Raw genomic sequence first — 15,893 nt, forward strand, 5'->3', positions numbered from 1 at the left:
TCAGGCCCCGGCCGCGCGGCGGACCAGCTCGGTGACGGCGGCGCGCGTCTCGGCGTCGGCGGAGACGAGCGCGTAGGCGGTCGGCCAGATCGTGCCGTCGTCGAGCTGCGCGCCGTCCTGGAAGCCGAGGGTCGAGTAGCGCGTGCCGAACTTCGCGCCGGGCTGGAAGAAGACGATCGCCTTGCCGTCGGAGCGCGCGTAGGCGGGGAAGCCGTACCAGGTCTTCGGGAGGAGATCGGGGGCGGTCTCGCCGACGACCTCGTGGAGCATCTGGGCGATCGGCCGCTCCTCGTCGGTCATCGCGGCGATCGCGGCCTCCGCGTCCCTGCGGTCGGCGTCGGCCTTGTCGGCGCTCTTCTGCCGCTTCGCCTCCGCCCGCAGCTCGGCCGCACGCTGCTTCATCGCCGCGCGCTCGTCCTTCGAGAAACCGTCTTCGGAGGCCATGTCCGCCCGTCCCGTCCGTCTGCGGCTCCCGGTCCGGGAGCGTCCCCGCACATCGTGGCAGCGCCGCACTCGCCGCACAACGGCGGGAGCGAGCGCGAACGCGCGCCCCGGAAGCCCAGCCTCCGCGGTTAGCGTGGGCGGATGCGCCTCCTCCTGATCCGCCACGGCCAGACCCCCTCCAACGTCGCCGGGCTCCTCGACACCCGCATCCCCGGACCCGGGCTCACCGACCTCGGCCGCACCCAGGCCGCGGCGCTGCCCGGTCGGCTCGCCGGCGAGGGGATCGGCGCGCTGCTCGTCTCGACGATGGTCCGCACCCACGAGACGGCCGCCCCTCTCGCCGCGGCGCTCGGGCTCGAGCCGATCGAGCGCGACGGCATCCGCGAGGTCGCGGCCGCGGGGCTCGAGATGCGCGGCGACGACGCGGCGGTCGAGGAGTACATGGGCACGGTCTTCCGCTGGGCCGGCGGCGAGACGTCGATCCGGCTGGCGGGCGGCGAGACGGGCGACGAGTTCGCGGCGCGCTACGACGCGGTGGTGGCGGAGGCGGAGGCGCTCGGGCACGAGGTCGTCGCGCTGGTCAGTCACGGCGCGGCCATCCGCTGCTGGGCGGGTCTGCGCTCCCTCGACCTCGATGCGCGCTTCATCGCCGACCACCTGCTCGACAACACCGGCGTCGTCGTCCTCGAGGGCTCGGGCGACGCGTGGACGCTCGTGTCCTGGCAGGGCGAGCCCGTCAGCGGAGTCGGCGCGGCGGCCCCCTCGGGCCCGGCGGGCGAGACCACCGTCTGAGCGACAGGGCCTCCTCGCCGGTCGAGCAGCCGCGCGGCGGCGGATGGAGACCGGCCGGAACGAGCGCCGCCGGCCGCGCCACCACGGTAACGATCGCGCAACACTCCGGAAACCAGCTCCGACCAGCACATTCCGTTGCGCTGATCGGTTCACCGCCACCCCTGGACCCGCCTCCGCAATTGTCCGACGTTTGCCCCTCGGCGGCTCCGCGGCTACCGTGGTCGGCGGTCCTCACGGGCCCCGATGAACCGGTCCGCGCTCGCACGGCGTCCCCCAGGACGCGCCGCGATCGTACGGTCAACGGGAGTGGAGGCGGCCCCGAGGCCGCCTCGGACGCTCTCGCCTCCACCCCCTGCCGCGCTGAGCGGCGGGACGCACGCGGAGGCTCGACGCACGGCTGTCCCACGCTCCCGACCCGGCACCACGAGATGAGCGCAGGGCGTCGTCCCTGCGCGCCGACGGAGTGTACGTGCACCAGAACCAGCAGACCATCAGCGAGCCCCGGAGCGAGGCGGGCGCCGATCCCGCGACCCCCGCTCTCGAGGCCCGCCACCTCTTCAAGGTGTTCGGCCGGAAGCCCGACGAGGTCGTCCGCCGACTGGGCGAGGGCGCCGACCGCGGCGAGCTCGCCGGACTCGGCACGGCCGCGGTGATCGACGCGTCCTTCACCGTGCGCCGCGGCGAGATCTTCGTCGTGATGGGCCTCTCCGGCTCCGGGAAGTCCACCCTCATCCGCATGCTGAACGGGCTCCAGGAGCCCTCCGCGGGCGAGGTCCTGATCGAGGGCTCCACCATCACCGGCGTCTCCGAGGCGGAGCTGCGCCGCGTGCGCCGCTCGTCGGTGTCGATGGTGTTCCAGCACTTCGCGCTCCTCCCGCACCGCACCGTGCTCGACAACGTCGCGTACCCGCTCGAGATCCAGGGCGTCCCCGCGGCCGAGCGCCGCGAGCGGGCGATGCTCGCGGTCGAGCGCGCCGGTCTCGCCGGCTGGCACGAGAAGATGCCCGACGAGCTCTCCGGCGGCATGCGCCAGCGCGTCGGCCTCGCCCGGGCGCTCGCCGCCGACACCGACATCGTGCTGATGGACGAGGCGTTCTCGGCACTCGACCCGCTGATCCGCCGCGAGATGCAGGAGCAGCTGATCGAGCTGCAGCACGAGCTCGGCAAGACCATCGTCTTCATCACGCACGACCTCAACGAGGCCATGTTCCTCGGCGACCGCATCGCGGTGATGCGCGACGGCCGCATCGTCCAGATCGGCACCCCGGAGGAGATCCTCACCGACCCGGCGAACGACTACGTCGCCCAGTTCGTGCAGGACGTCGACCGCGCCCGCGTGCTCACCGCCTCCGCCGTGATGGAGCCCGCCCGCTCCGTGGTCACCCTCGCGGCCGGTCCCCGCGCCGCGCTGAGGAGCATGCGCGACCTGCAGACCTCGGCCGCGTTCGTGGTCGGCGGCGGACGACGCCTGCTGGGCACGGTCCGCGACCGCGACGTGATCGAGCAGGTGCGCCGGAGCACCGGCGACCTCTCGGCGGTCCTCACCTCCGACGTCGTCACCGTCGGTCCGGACACCGCCCTCAGCGAGGTCATCGAGCCCGCCGTCGAGTCGGCGCTGCCGGTCGCCGTGGTCGACGCCGACGGGCGTCTGCTCGGAGCGATCCCGCGGGTGACCCTGCTCGCGGCGCTCGGCAACGTGCCCGCCCGCACCGGCGAGCACCCGGTGATCGAGCCGCCCGCCACCGTCTCGACCGAGGTCGTCACCGCGACCCTGCACGCGACCGGGGGCCCCGTCGACGACGCCGTCCTCGCGGCGGACGGAGGTGCACGATGACCGATCTCGGATTCCGCCTCCCGCTCGGCGCCCTCGCCGAGGGTGCCGTCGATGTCCTCACGCAGACCTTCCAGCCGGTCTTCGACCTGCTGCGCACCGTCTTCGGCGCCCTCTACTCCGGCGTCGACCTCGTCCTCGCGACACCGCCCTTCTGGGTGATCGTCGCCTTCCTCGCCGTACTGGCCTACGCCGTCCGCGGCTGGGTCTTCGCGGCCGGCACCGCCGTGGGGCTCCTGCTGATCGTGGGGGTCGACCAGTGGGAGAACGCGATGGACTCCCTCGCGCTGGTGCTCGTCGCCTCCGTGATCGCCATCGCGCTGAGCGTGCCGCTGGGCGTGCTCGCCGCGCGCAACCGCACGGCCTCCGCGGTCATCCGGCCCGTCCTCGACCTGATGCAGACGATGCCGGCCTTCGTCTACCTGATCCCCGCGCTGATCCTGTTCCGGGTCGGAGTGGTGCCGGGCATCGTCGCGACCATCGTGTTCGCGATGGCGCCGGGCGTCCGGCTCACCGAGCTGGGCATCCGCGGCGTCGACCCGGAGCTCGTCGAGGCGGGGGAGTCGTTCGGCTCCTCGAAGTGGCGGATCCTCCGCCAGATCCAGCTGCCGCTGGCGCTGCCCTCGATCCTGGCGGGCCTCAACCAGGTCATCATGCTCTCGCTCTCGATGGTCGTCATCGCGGGCATGGTCGGCGCCGGAGGGCTGGGCGGCGACGTCGTCGCGAGCCTCAACCGGATCGACGTCGCGCTCGGCTTCGAGGCGGGCGTCTCCGTCGTGATCCTCGCGGTCGTCCTCGACCGGATGACCGGCGCGCTGGGCTCGCCCTCGCCGGCGAGGGTCGCCCGGGCGAAGAACCGCCGCGCCGTCATGGCGACCCGTTCGGCCGTCGGCGTCGTCTCGATCGGCCTGGTCGCGTCCCTCGGGGCCGCGACCCTCGCCGCTCCCGCCACCGCCGCCTCCGTCGACAACGGCGACCGCACCGACGTGACCGTCGCCGTGTTCCAGGGCTGGGACGAGGGGATCGCCGTCTCCGCTCTGTGGGAGGCGGTGCTCGAGGAGCAGGGCTACGACGTGACCCTGCAGAACGCCGACGTCGCCCCCGGCTTCCAGGGCCTCTCGACCGGCGACTACGACCTCGCCCTCGACACCTGGCTGCCGCTCACCCACGCCCGGTACGTCGAGCAGTACGGCGACTCGATCGTCGACCTGGGCGCGTGGAACGATGAGGCGAAGCTGACCATCGCGGTCAACGAGGACGCCCCGATCGACTCCCTCGAGGAGCTCGCCGCCGACCCGGGCGTCGTCGGCAACCGCCTGATCGGCATCGAGCCCGGCTCCGGTCTCAACAAGACGACGACCGAGGACGTCATCCCCGGCTACGGCCTGGAGGGGATGGACTACCTCACCTCCTCGACGCCGGCCATGCTCCAGGAGCTCTCGAGCGCGACCGCCGCGGGCGAGAACATCGCCGTCACGCTCTGGCGCCCGCACTGGGCCTACGACGCCTTCCCGGTCAAGGACCTCGAGGACCCGAAGGGCCTGCTCGGGCAGGCGGAGGGGATCCACTCCTTCGGCTCGGCCGCGTTCGACGCGGACTACCCGACGATGAGCCGCTGGATCCGCGACTTCCGGATGGACTCGAAGACGCTCTACTCGCTCGAGAACGCGCTGTTCAACGACGGGGCCGACGACCGCTCCGCCGCCCTCGCCGCGTGGATGGACGAGAACCGGGAGTACGTCGACACGCTGATCACCTGATCCGCCACCACGACGAAGGCCGAGAGGCCGGGCGGCCCCGGACCAGGGCTGTCCCGGCCTCTCGGCCTTCGTCGCGCAAGGATCAGGCGGCGCTGACCCGGCGTCCCGCGGTGGCGCGGACGAGGAGGGTGACCACCAGCACCACGGCGGCGGCGACCAGCGCGGCGATCCCGGCGGGGACCGAGACGAGCTCGCCGGCGAAGCGGCCGACGGCGACCCAGGAGAGTCCCCAGACGAGCGAGAGCATCGGGGCGATGCGGCCGCGGCCGGTGACGGCGATCAGGAGTCCGACGAGCGCGGCGACGGCGAGGACGACGACCGCCCAGACCGCGGCGCCCGGACCGTCCGCGCTGCCGACTCCCGCGCCGACGAGCCCGGCGGTGACGTTCGCGGCCGTGGCCACGCACACCCAGCCGAGGTAGAGCCCGAAGGTGCCGTCCGTCACGATCGCGTCGACCACTCCGGCCGACCGGGTGGTCCGCAGGATCACGAAGATGCGCGCGAGCACGGCGAGCAGCAGGGCGATCACGACGACGCTGAGCGTCAGGAAGCCGGCCTGGACGACCAGGATCCACGCGGCGTTCAGGAGGAGGCTGGCGGCGGCCCAGTAGCCCAGCCGGCGGTGGCGGGTGCGGGCGGTCTGCGAGGGCAGGAACTGCCAGATCGCGTAGGCGATGAGGCCGGTGTAGATCACGCTCCAGATCGCGAAGGCGGGGCCGTCGGGAGCGATGGGGGTCGAGGACGCGGTCAGGGCGCCGCCGGCCGCGTTCTGGATCTGCGTGCCGCCCGCGGCGCCCGAGCCGATGAACGAGCCGATGAGGGCGAGCACCGCGCTCACGGCGACGACGACCTGGCGGATCCGGTCGGCGCGGTCGGGGGTTCGTGTGGCGGTCATGTCGCTCCTCCATTAGTCAGCTGGCTGAGTAATGAGAGTAGCGCGATTCCGCTCCCCGTCCACTGGGGCTTGCGGCGCGGCCCCGGCCCTGGATGAGGGCCGGGGCCGGATTCTCAGGCGCGGGCGGCCGCGTACTGCTCGCGGATCACGGGGCGGTGGTCCGGCGCGGGCTCGGCCACCGAGGTGACGGTCCACGTCGGACGCGATCCGGTCAGCGCCCAGGCGGCCTGCACGGCGGCACCGTCGGCCACGTACTCGCCGGGCGCCGGCACCTGCACGGGCACGTCGAACACCTGCGAGGCAGCGAGCTGCACGGCGCGGTTCTGCGCGGCTCCGCCGATGAGGAGGATGCGCCGCGCCTCCACTCCCTGCGCGCGAACGGCGTCGAGGCCGTCGGCCAGTCCGCAGAGCATGCCCTCGATCGCCGCGCGGGCGAGGTTCGGGCGCGTGGTCGAGGCGATGGTCATACCGTGCATGCTCGCGGTCGCGTCCGGCAGGTTCGGCGTGCGCTCGCCCTCGAAGTAGGGGACCAGCACGAGGCCGTCGGCACCCGGCTCCGCCTCGAGCGCCAGTGCGGCGAACTCGTCGAAGTCGCTGCCGAGCAGGGTCGCGGTCGAGGCCAGCACGCGCGCCGCGTTGAGCGTCGCGACCAGCGGCAGGAAGCGCCCGCTCGCATCGGCGAAGCCGGCGACGGTCCCGGAGGCGTCGCGCACCGGGTCGTCCGTGACGGCGAAGACCGTGCCGCTCGTGCCGATGCTGACGACCACGTCGCCGGGGCCGGCACCGAGGCCGAGCGCGGCGCCCGCGTTGTCGCCCGCGCCGGGGCCGACGACGAGTCCGCTCTCGGTGCGGCCCGCCTCCTCCGAGGGGCCGAGCACGCGGGGGAGCAGCGGGCGGTGGCCGAGGGCGCGCTCGAGCAGGTCGAGGTCGTAGCCGTCCGCTCCCCAGTACGAGGTGCCGGACGCGTCGGACCGGTCGGTCGTGAGCGCGTCGAGCTGCGGACCACGGGCGGAGTCGGGGCCGTAGCCGAGCAGGCGCCAGGTCAGCCAGTCGTGGGGGAGCGCGACGGCGGCGACACGGGCGGCGTTCTCGGGCTCGGCGTCGCGCAGCCAGCGGAGCTTGGTGGCGGTGAAGGAGGCGACCGGCACCGATCCGGTCCGCTCCGCCCAGGCCCCGGCTCCGAGCTCCTCGATGAGCGCGGCGGCGGCGGGCGCGCTGCGGGTGTCGTTCCAGAGCAGAGCGGGGCGGATGACGGCGCCGCTCTCGTCGAGGACGACCATGCCGTGCTGCTGGCCGCCGACCGAGATCGCGGCGACGTCGTCGAGCCCGCCGGCGTCGGCGAGGGCGAGCTGCAGCGCCTCCCACCACGCGGCCGGATCGACCTCGGTGCCGTCCGGGTGGCTCGCCCGGCCGGTGCGCACCACGGCGCCGGTGTCGAGGTCGCGGACGACCACCTTGCAGCTCTGGGTCGACGAGTCGATCCCTGCGACGAGCGTCATCGCTGTCCTCTTTCGTTGGGGGTACGGGTTCGGGCGTCCGGTGCGGAACCGGGCCGGATGCAGGAGAACGGACGAGATCCCGTGCCGGTGCAGGGGATCTCGTCCGTCTCAGGTCGTCCCGCGGCGGACCGCGGGCTCAGGGGGTGCGGGTCAGCCGCGGGCGCCGAGCAGGTGCTCGGTCGCCAGCTGCTGCAGGCGCACGAAGCCGAAGCCCTTGCCGCCGAGGTAGGCGTCGGCGTCGAACGACTCGTACGAGGCGGTGTCCGCGAGCAGGTCGTCGTACGACTCGCCCTCGTTCAGCGTCGGGGTGGAGAGCTCGGCGACCTTCGCGGCGGCCAGCGCCTCCTGCACCTCGGGGTCGGCGCGGAAGGCCGCGGCGCGCTCCTTGAGCAGCAGGTAGGTGCGCATGTTCGCGGCGGCCGAGTCCCAGACTCCGGTCTCGTCCTCGGTGCGCGAGGGCTTGTAGTCGAAGTGGCGCGGGCCGTCGTAGGCCGGGACGCCGCCGGGGCCGCCGTTCTCGAGGAGGTCGACGAGCGAGAACGCGTTGTGCAGGTCGCCGTGGCCGAAGACCAGGTCCTGGTCGTACTTGATGCCGCGCTGGCCGTTGAGGTCGATGTGGAAGAGCTTGCCGTGGTACAGCGCCTGGGCGATGCCGGCGGTGAAGTTCAGGCCCGCCATCTGCTCGTGGCCGACCTCGGGGTTCACGCCGACGAGCTCGGGGCGCTCGAGGGAGTCGATGAACGCGATCGCGTGGCCGAGCGTCGGAAGCAGGATGTCGCCGCGGGGCTCGTTCGGCTTGGGCTCGATGGCGAAGCGGATGTCGTAGCCCTTGTCGGTGACGTAGTCGCCGAGCAGGTTGACGGCCTCGCGGTAGCGCTCGAGCGCGGCGCGGATGTCCTTGGCGGAGTCGTACTCGGCGCCCTCGCGGCCGCCCCACATGACGAACGTCTTCGCGCCCAGCTCGGCGGCGAGGTCGATGTTGCGGAGGACCTTGCGCAGCGCGAAGCGGCGGACGTCGCGGTCGTTCGAGGTGAAGCCGCCGTCCTTGAAGACCGGGGCGCTGAAGAGGTTGGTGGTGACCATCGGCACGATGAGGCCGGTGGACTCCAGCGCGCCCTTGAGGCGGTCGATCTGGGTCTGGCGCTCGGCGTCGGTGGAGCCGAAGGCGAACAGGTCGTCGTCGTGGAAGGTGAGGCCGTACGCGCCGAGCTCGTCGAGCTTCTCGACCGCGTGGACGACGTCGAGCGGCTCGCGGGTCGGGCCACCGAACGGGTCCGTCCCGTTGTAGCCGATGGTCCAGAGGCCGAACGAGAACTTGTCGGCGCGGGTGGGGGTCAGGGACATGGGATCCGAATCCTTTCCGGCGACGTCGCCGAATTGTTGTTGAGCCCAACATATCTCCTGAGGATCGAGAGGCGCAACGAGCGGAAGGCCCGGCGCGTCGCCCTCCGGCCCCATCGCGGGTGCCGCCCGCTCGTGCCGCGGAACCGCTCGCGGAGCGGGCCGGTGCCCGGGGAGGACGTCGCGAGGATCGCTTGCGCAAGCGCTTCGACTGTGCGTACAGTCGCTCCAGCACGACCGGTCGAAGCGCTTCGAAGCTCGACCGCGACCGACGACGACGTCCGGCAGGAGGAGCCATGGCGACCATCCACGACGTGGCCCGCGCTGCCGGAGTCTCGATCAGCACCGTCTCCTACGCCCTCTCCGGCAAGCGCTCGATCGCCGCCTCCACACGGCAGCGCGTCGACGACGCGGTGCGCCAGCTCGGCTACCGGCCCCACGCGGGAGCCCGGATGCTCGCCGGGGCGCGGACCCACATCCTCGCCCTCTCCGCCCCGATGCGCGGCGAGCTGCATCTGCCGACCCACATGCGCTTCGTCACCGAGGTGCTCGAGCGCGCCCGGGAGTCGGACTACGACGTCCTGCTGCTCGTCACCGACGAGGCCTCCAGCGGCATCGGGCGCGTGTCCTCCTCCTCGCTCGTCGACGGCATCGTCCTGATGGGCGTCGACGACGACGACGACCGCGCCGAGCTGATCCGCGCGGCCGGGGTCCCCGCCACCTTCATCGGCGTGCCCGCCGACTCCCACGATCTCGCCTGCGTCGACCTCGACTTCGCCGAGGCCGCCCGCCAGAGCGTCCGCCGGCTCGCCGAGCTGGGCCACCGCTCGCTCGGCCTGCTCGAGCACCCGCAGTCCTACACCGACCGCAACGCCGGCTTCGTCCGCCGCTTCGACGAGGCGTTCCGCGCCGAGGCCGCAGCGCTCGGAGTCGAGATCGCGGTCGAGCGCCCGCACATCGGCCGCCCGAGCGCATCGGCCGCGATCGACGCGATCCTCGCCGCACCCGTCCCGCCGACCGCGCTCGTGCTGCACTGCAACGAGCCCGTGGCGGAGGCGGCGATCGAGCGCGTCCTCGAGCGCGGCCTCTCCGTCCCCGGCGACCTGTCGATCCTGGCGGCCTGCGCCAGCTACGACGGCGGCGCCCTCCCTGTCCCCACGAGCAGTCTTCCCCTCCCGTTCGACGCGATGTGCCGAGCGGCCGTCGCGCGGACCCTCCAGCAGATCGACTCCGGCCGCACCGTCGGCGTCGAGCTGCTCCCGCCCTCCTACGTCGACCGCGGATCCCTCGCGGTCGCTCCGACCGGCGCTCCGGTGCCGGCGGTCCCGTCCGGCACTCCCGCGCCGGCCTCCCTCTAGTCCTCCACCCTCTTCCCGCCCGCTCCGGCTCTGCGCACTGTCGAAACGCTTCGACACCGCGCCTCCGCGAGAGAGCGCTCCCTGCACCACCTCCGCAGCACCACCGCACCGTTCGAAGGAGAACCACCGCAATGTCGCTCCGATCCCGCTCCGCCTTCCACCGCCCGACCGCCGGTCTCAGCCGGCGCAACCTCCTCGCCGGAGGAGTCGGCCTCAGCGCGATGTTCGCGCTGGCCGCCTGCTCCGGTGGCGGTTCCGACGCCGGCTCCGACGCGCTCTCGACCACGGTCGACGGCGCCGGCCGCACCCTCACGCTCTGGGACTTCGAGACGCCCGACAGCGACCGCGGCATCGCCTGGCTCGCCGCCCGCGACATCTTCACCCAGGAGACGGGGGCCGAGATCGCGTACGAGTTCAAGGCCTTCGAGCAGCTGCGCACCGGCGCCAGCCAGATCTTCAACTCCAACTCGGCGCCCGACGTCGTCGAGTACAACAAGGGCAACGCGACCAGCGGACTCCTCTCGAGCCAGGGCCTGCTCACCAACCTCGACGAGGCGGTCGCGTTCTACGGCTGGGACTCGCTGATCCCCGGCGCGCTGCAGACCACCGCGAAGTACGACGAGAACGGGATCATGGGCTCCGGCTCCTGGTACGGCATCCCCAACTACGGCGAGTTCACCTTCGTCTACTACAACAAGGACGCCTTCGCCGCGAACGGCCTCGAGGTCCCCACCACCTACGAGGAGTTCACGGCCGTCCTCGACGCCTTCGTGGCCAAGGGGATCACCCCGCTGGCCGAGGCCGGCGCCGAGTACCCGCTGCAGCAGCTCTTCTACCAGCTCGCGCTGCTGAAGGCCGACCGCTCCTGGATCACCGACTACCAGACCTACACGGGCGAGGTCGACTTCGAGGACGCGGCCTGGAGCTACGCGGCCGACCAGCTGAAGACCTACGTCGACAAGGGCTACTTCTCGGCCGACGCCTCCGGGCTGAAGGCGGAGGACGCGGGCACGGCGTTCATCTCGGGCGAGTACCCGATCTTCTTCTCGGGCTCCTGGTGGTTCGGCCGCTTCAAGACCGAGATCACCGGATTCGAATGGGACACGTTCCTCTTCCCGGGCGCCGAGTTCACGATGGGCTCCGCCGGCAACCACTGGGTGATCCCGGAGACGGCGAAGAACAAGGACCTCGCCTACAAGTGGATCGACATCACGATGCGACCCGAGATCCAGAACCTCATCGGCAACAACGGAGGCATCCCGCTGGTCGTCGACGAGAGCGCCATCACCGACGAGAAGAGCAAGGCGCTGCTCTCGCAGTGGAAGACGGTCGTCGACGGCGACCAGCTCTCCTTCTACCCCGACTGGCCCACCGCGACCTTCTACGACGACCTGGTCGCCGCCACGCAGGAGCTCATCAACGGCTCCTCCGACGAGTCCGCCATGCTCTCCGACCTCCAGGCCAAGTACGACGACGGAGTCGCCGACATCACGTGACGCGGAAGCGTCACGTGATGTCGGCCACGGCGGCCGGCCCCGCGCCTGCAGGCGCGGAACGGCCGTGGAAGACCTGAGGACGTGACGGCGACCCCTCGAGGGGGTCGCACGAACACCGCCGAGCCTCCACCCCCCCCGCTGGATGCCGCTCCGGTACGCGACACGCCGTCGCCTCCGTACCGGAGCGGCATCCCGCGGCAGCACACCCACGACCCCGTCCGACCTAGGAGTACCCATGACGACGACAGCACCTCGTCGCGCGGAGAGCGCGCCGCCTCCCACGACGCCGCCCCGCGAGAAGCGCTCCGGCGGCTACTGGCTCTACCTGATCCCCGGGTTCGTGCTCTTCACGTTCATCGTGCTGATCCCGCTGATCTGGAACGTCTACATCAGCTTCACGTCCTGGCGCGGCATCAAGCCGCCGATCTTCATCGGCCTCGACAACTGGATCGAGCTGATGGGCGACGACCAGTTCTGGACCTCGTTCCTCAACTCGGTCTACATGATCATCGCGATGGTGATCGTCCCCACGATCCTCGGACTCCTGCTCGCGGCGATCCTCTTCGATCTCGTCGGCAAGAAGTTCGGCGGGCGCCTGGCGAGCTTCCTCCGCGCCACCTACTACCTTCCGCAGATCCTGCCGACCGTCATCGCCGCGATCGTCATCGGCTGGATCCTCCGCCCCGACAACGGCGCGCTGAACTCGATCCTCGAGGCCGTCGGGCTCGGCTCCCTCTCGCACGACTGGCTCGGCAAGCCGGACACCGCGATGCTCTCGATCATGGTCGTGATGATCTGGGTGCAGCTGGGCTACCCGGTCGTCATCTTCATGGCGGCACTGCAGCGCGTGGACCCCGAGCTCTACGAGGCGGCGGAGCTCGACGGGGCGAACTGGTTCCAGCGCTTCCGCTGGATCACGGTCTCGATCATCCGGCCCGAGATCTTCGTGGTCACCCTCACCTGCACCATCGCCGCGCTGAAGGTCTTCGGCCCGATCTACGCCCTGACCCGCGGCGGCCCCGGCGACTCCACGATCGTCCCCTCCTACTACTCGTACACCGAGTTCTTCCAGAAGCAGCAGGTGGGCTACGGCGCCACCATCGCGACCGCGCTCACGATCGTCATCGTGATCCTCGCCGTGCTGTTCATCCGCGCCCAGGAGCGCGTCGAGCGCAGCGAAGGAGCCCGCTGATGTCGGCCACCGAGACCCTGCCCCTCACCCAGGCCGGCACGGAGGACGCGGACCTCTCGTCCTCCCGTCCCGCCAAGCCCGCGAAGGGCACGACGAAGCGCACCCTCGGCGACTGGGTGATCCTCGCCGTCGCCGTGGTGATCGGGCTCGTGATCATCAGCCCGGTGCTGCTGATCCTGCTCAACTCCTTCAAGACCCCCGCGGAGTACTCGGCGAACGGCCCGCTCGCCTTCCCGACCGGCCTCTCCTTCGACGGCCTCTCGACCTTCTGGAGCCGCGTCGACTTCCCCGAGAAGCTCGGCAACTCGATCCTCATCTCGGGGTCGGTCGCGATCCTCGCCGTCGCCCTCTCGGTGCTGAACGCCTACGCGATCGGCATCGGCCGGGTCCGCGGCCGGAGCTGGATCATCGTCCTGTTCCTGCTGGCGAACATGCTCCCGCAGGAGGCCCTGCTCTACCCGCTGTACTACATGTTCAAAGCGGTCGGGATCTACGACACCCAGCTGTCGGTCATCGTCATCTTCACCGTCATCCAGTCGGCGTTCGGCACCTATCTGCTCTCGAGCGTCTACGGCACCTTCCCGAAGGAGATCCTCGAGGCCGCGGCTCTCGACGGCGCCTCGAAGTGGCAGGTCCTCACCCGGGTGATCGTCCCGATCTCGCGGCCCACCCTCTCGGTGCTGATGATCTTCTTCTTCATCTGGACCTGGAACGAGTTCCTCATCCCGCTGGTCTTCCTGGTGAGCGACGCGACGCAGACCGTCCCGATCGCGATCTCGAGCCTCCAGGGCGACAAGATCATGGACGTCACCACGACCAGCGCGAGCGCCCTCCTGGGCCTTCTCCCGACGCTCATCTTCTTCCTGATCTTCCAGCGCACCCTCACCCGCGGCATCACCGCCGGCGCGGTCAAGTAGCCCTCTCTCCCTCCGTCGGCGCCTCCCTCACGGGATCCTCCGGCGCGCCATCGAAAGGCACCCCCATGAAGTTCACCGACGGGTTCTGGCAGACGCGGGCCGGATTCACGCCCCTGTTCGCGCAGGAGGCGTACGACATCCGCACCGACGGCACCTCGCTCGAGGTGATCGCCCCGACCCGGGTCATCCAGGGCCGCGGCGACGTCCTCAACCGGCCGGCGCTCACGGTCACGGTGTCCTCGCCGGCCGAGGGGGTCGCGCGGGTGCGGATCGAGCACTGGCGCGGGACGGCGGTGCGGCCCGGCTTCGAGCTGGCCGAGGGCGACGTCGGAGCGGCGGAGGTGACGGAGTCCGGCGGCGTGCTGCGCACCGGCGACCTCGAGGTCCGGATCAGGCAGGGCGCTCCGTGGTCGCTGGAGTTCTGGGACACCTCGACCGGCACGCGCCTCACCGGCTCCGGGCACAAGGCGCAGGGCTACCTGACCGGACCGGACGGAGCCGCCTACCTGCACGAGCAGCTCGACCTCGGCGTCGGCGAGCTGGTCTACGGGCTCGGCGAGCGCTTCGGCCCCTTCGTGAAGAACGGCCAGACCGTGGATGTGTGGAACGCCGACGGCGGCACCTCCTCCGAGCAGGCCTACAAGAACGTCCCGTTCTACCTCTCCAGCCGCGGCTACGGCGTGCTCGTGAACGATCCCGGCCTCGTCTCGTTCGAGATCGGCTCCGAGGCGGTCGAGCGCGTGCAGTTCTCGGTCGGCGGCGAGGCGCTGGAGTACCTGGTGATCCAGGGCCCGACGAAGAAGGACGTGCTGCGGCGCTACACCGGTCTCGCCGGCCGCCCCTCCGTCGTCCCCGCCTGGAGCTACGGGCTCTGGCTGACGACCAGCTTCACCACGAGCTACGACGAGGAGACGGTGAACTCCTTCATCGACGGCTTCGCGGAGCGGGAGCTGCCGCTGTCGGCGTTCCACTTCGACTGCTTCTGGATGCGCGAGTTCCAGTGGACCGACCTCGAGTGGGACCCGCGCACCTTCCCGGACCCCGAGGGGATCCTCGCCCGCCTGCACGAGCGCGGGCTGCACACCTGCGTCTGGATCAATCCGTACATCGCGCAGGCGTCGCCGCTGTTCGCCGAGGGGCGCGAGAAGGGCTACCTGCTCAGAACGGCCTCCGGCGACGTCTGGCAGTGGGACATGTGGGTCGCCGGCATGGCGCTGATCGACTTCACGAATCCGGAGGCGACCTCCTGGTTCCAGGAGAAGCTCCGCGTCCTCGTGCGCCAGGGCGTCGACTCCTTCAAGACCGACTTCGGCGAGCGGATCCCGTCGGAGGGCGTCGTCTGGGCCGACGGGACCGACCCCGAGGCCATGCACAACTGGTACACCCAGCTCTACAACCGCGCGGTGCACGAGGTGCTCGAGCAGGAGCTCGGCGAGGGCCGCGCGGTCCTCTTCGCCCGCAGCGCCACGGTCGGCGGGCAGTCGCTGCCGGTGCACTGGGGCGGGGACAACACCTCCTCCTACGTGTCGATGGCCGAGACCCTGCGCGGGGGCCTCTCGCTCGCGCTGGGCGGGTTCGGCTTTTGGGCGCACGACATCGGCGGGTTCGAGGGCACGCCCGATTCCGGAGTGTTCAAGCGCTGGCTCGCGTTCGGCCTGCTCTCCTCGCACTCGCGGCTGCACGGATCCTCCTCGGTGCGCGTGCCGTGGGCGTTCGACGAGGAGGCCGTGGAGGTCACCCGGCTCTTCACCCGGCTGAAGCTCTCGCTGATGCCCTACCTCTTCGCGGCGGGGGCGGAGGCGGCGAGCACCGGCGTCCCGATCATGCGGCCGATGGCGCTCGAGTTCGAGGACGACCGCAGCGCCGCCCACCTCGACACGCAGTACCTGCTCGGGCACGACCTGCTCGTCGCTCCGGTGTTCACCGAGGACGGCACGGTCGAGTTCTACCTCCCGCGGGGGACGTGGACGAGCTGGTGGACGGGCGAGCGGACCGTCTCGACGGGGGAGTGGCGTCGTGAGGTCCACGGCTTCGACTCGCTGCCGCTGTACGTGCGCGAGGGTGCGGTGATCCCGGTGGGGGCCCGCCAGGACTCGGCCGAGTACGACTACCTCGACGGGCTCGAGCTGAGGGTGTTCCCGGGGCCGGACGGAGCGACGCCGGTCCGGGTCGTCGCGCACGACACGGGGGAGGAGACGGTCTTCACCGTGACGCGCACCGGCGGCGAGGTCTCGGTCGACGGCCCGGCCGGCACCTGGACCTGGGTCGAGGCCTGAGCGGCGCCCTCCTGCTGATCGAGCAGCGGGCGCAGCCCACCCCTCGGACCGCCGTCGGGTCAGACCGGGTGGAGCGGAGTGCCGAGCGGGTC

At 71.5% G+C, this 15,893-nt stretch carries 12 protein-coding genes; 8 read left to right on the plus strand and 4 right to left on the minus strand.

The features are described 5' to 3' along the window. Nucleotides 1-444, minus strand: a complete 444-nt coding sequence (locus C5C53_RS12390) for a hypothetical protein (RefSeq protein ID WP_104224881.1) — start codon at nt 442-444, stop codon at nt 1-3. A 141-nt stretch (nt 445-585) separates the two neighbouring features. Here C5C53_RS12390 and C5C53_RS12395 point away from each other — a divergent pair, with 141 nt between their 5' ends. From C5C53_RS12395 to C5C53_RS17555, 3 genes are all read left to right on the plus strand, one after another. Beyond that, entirely contained in the window at nt 586-1,236 is a 651-nt protein-coding gene (locus C5C53_RS12395) for a histidine phosphatase family protein (RefSeq protein WP_104224880.1), read from the plus strand. A gap of 469 nt (nt 1,237-1,705) precedes the next feature. Further along, nucleotides 1,706-3,070, plus strand: coding sequence for a glycine betaine/L-proline ABC transporter ATP-binding protein (locus tag C5C53_RS12400; protein WP_258062383.1), 1,365 nt, complete (start codon nt 1,706-1,708; stop codon nt 3,068-3,070). Then, nucleotides 3,067-4,827, plus strand: coding sequence for an ABC transporter permease/substrate binding protein (locus C5C53_RS17555; protein ID WP_104224879.1), 1,761 nt, complete (start codon nt 3,067-3,069; stop codon nt 4,825-4,827). The genes C5C53_RS12400 and C5C53_RS17555 overlap by 4 nt, the downstream gene beginning before the upstream one ends. 82 nt (nt 4,828-4,909) lie before the next feature. On the opposite strand, the gene C5C53_RS12410 is transcribed toward C5C53_RS17555, so the two are convergent. From C5C53_RS12410 to xylA, 3 genes are all read right to left on the minus strand, one after another. Beyond that, a complete protein-coding gene (locus C5C53_RS12410) occupies nt 4,910-5,722 on the minus strand; it encodes a tryptophan-rich sensory protein (protein ID WP_104224878.1) in 813 nt (270 codons plus the stop codon). A gap of 113 nt (nt 5,723-5,835) precedes the next feature. After that, nucleotides 5,836-7,221 (minus strand): xylulokinase, encoded by a 1,386-nt coding sequence (gene xylB, locus C5C53_RS12415; RefSeq protein WP_104224877.1) that lies wholly within the window; start codon nt 7,219-7,221, stop codon nt 5,836-5,838. A 150-nt stretch (nt 7,222-7,371) separates the two neighbouring features. Next, nucleotides 7,372-8,565 (minus strand): xylose isomerase, encoded by a 1,194-nt coding sequence (xylA, locus tag C5C53_RS12420; RefSeq protein WP_104224876.1) that lies wholly within the window; start codon nt 8,563-8,565, stop codon nt 7,372-7,374. A 293-nt stretch (nt 8,566-8,858) separates the two neighbouring features. Between xylA and C5C53_RS12425 the strand changes: the two genes are divergently transcribed. The 5 genes from C5C53_RS12425 to yicI all read left to right on the plus strand — a co-directional run bounded on the left by C5C53_RS12425 (nt 8,859) and on the right by yicI (nt 15,801). Next, nucleotides 8,859-9,920 (plus strand): LacI family DNA-binding transcriptional regulator, encoded by a 1,062-nt coding sequence (locus tag C5C53_RS12425; protein WP_104224875.1) that lies wholly within the window; start codon nt 8,859-8,861, stop codon nt 9,918-9,920. Nucleotides 9,921-10,051: 131 nt separating this feature from the next. After that, nucleotides 10,052-11,416, plus strand: coding sequence for an ABC transporter substrate-binding protein (locus C5C53_RS12430; RefSeq protein WP_258060612.1), 1,365 nt, complete (start codon nt 10,052-10,054; stop codon nt 11,414-11,416). Between the two features lie 235 nt (nt 11,417-11,651). Beyond that, on the plus strand, nt 11,652-12,608 hold the full coding sequence (locus C5C53_RS12435) for a carbohydrate ABC transporter permease (RefSeq protein WP_104224874.1): 957 nt from the start codon (nt 11,652-11,654) through the stop codon (nt 12,606-12,608). Then, the gene (locus C5C53_RS12440) at nt 12,608-13,525 is read left to right on the plus strand and encodes a carbohydrate ABC transporter permease (protein ID WP_104224873.1); all 918 of its coding nucleotides are present in this window, start codon (nt 12,608-12,610) and stop codon (nt 13,523-13,525) included. The genes C5C53_RS12435 and C5C53_RS12440 overlap by 1 nt, the downstream gene beginning before the upstream one ends. Before the next feature lie 65 nt (nt 13,526-13,590). Further along, nucleotides 13,591-15,801: an alpha-xylosidase gene (gene yicI / locus C5C53_RS12445; RefSeq protein ID WP_104224872.1), complete on the plus strand. Its 2,211-nt coding sequence runs from the start codon at nt 13,591-13,593 to the stop codon at nt 15,799-15,801. Nucleotides 15,802-15,893: the final 92 nt, after the last annotated feature.

The organism is Rathayibacter sp. AY1E3 (genome assembly GCF_002932235.1).
Lineage (GTDB): Bacteria > Actinomycetota > Actinomycetes > Actinomycetales > Microbacteriaceae > Rathayibacter.

What these genes read in the sequence shown, in the direction of transcription:
- C5C53_RS12390 (WP_104224881.1), bottom strand. Translation starts at nt 444, where the DNA reads ATGGCCTCCGAAGACGGTTTCTCGAAGGACGAGCGCGCGGCGATGAAG.
- C5C53_RS12395 (WP_104224880.1), top strand. Translation starts at nt 586, where the DNA reads ATGCGCCTCCTCCTGATCCGCCACGGCCAGACCCCCTCCAACGTCGCC.
- C5C53_RS17555 (WP_104224879.1), top strand. Translation starts at nt 3,067, where the DNA reads ATGACCGATCTCGGATTCCGCCTCCCGCTCGGCGCCCTCGCCGAGGGT.
- C5C53_RS12410 (WP_104224878.1), bottom strand. Translation starts at nt 5,722, where the DNA reads ATGACCGCCACACGAACCCCCGACCGCGCCGACCGGATCCGCCAGGTC.
- xylB (WP_104224877.1), bottom strand. Translation starts at nt 7,221, where the DNA reads ATGACGCTCGTCGCAGGGATCGACTCGTCGACCCAGAGCTGCAAGGTG.
- xylA (WP_104224876.1), bottom strand. Translation starts at nt 8,565, where the DNA reads ATGTCCCTGACCCCCACCCGCGCCGACAAGTTCTCGTTCGGCCTCTGG.
- C5C53_RS12425 (WP_104224875.1), top strand. Translation starts at nt 8,859, where the DNA reads ATGGCGACCATCCACGACGTGGCCCGCGCTGCCGGAGTCTCGATCAGC.
- C5C53_RS12430 (WP_258060612.1), top strand. Translation starts at nt 10,052, where the DNA reads ATGTCGCTCCGATCCCGCTCCGCCTTCCACCGCCCGACCGCCGGTCTC.
- C5C53_RS12435 (WP_104224874.1), top strand. Translation starts at nt 11,652, where the DNA reads ATGACGACGACAGCACCTCGTCGCGCGGAGAGCGCGCCGCCTCCCACG.
- C5C53_RS12440 (WP_104224873.1), top strand. Translation starts at nt 12,608, where the DNA reads ATGTCGGCCACCGAGACCCTGCCCCTCACCCAGGCCGGCACGGAGGAC.
- yicI (WP_104224872.1), top strand. Translation starts at nt 13,591, where the DNA reads ATGAAGTTCACCGACGGGTTCTGGCAGACGCGGGCCGGATTCACGCCC.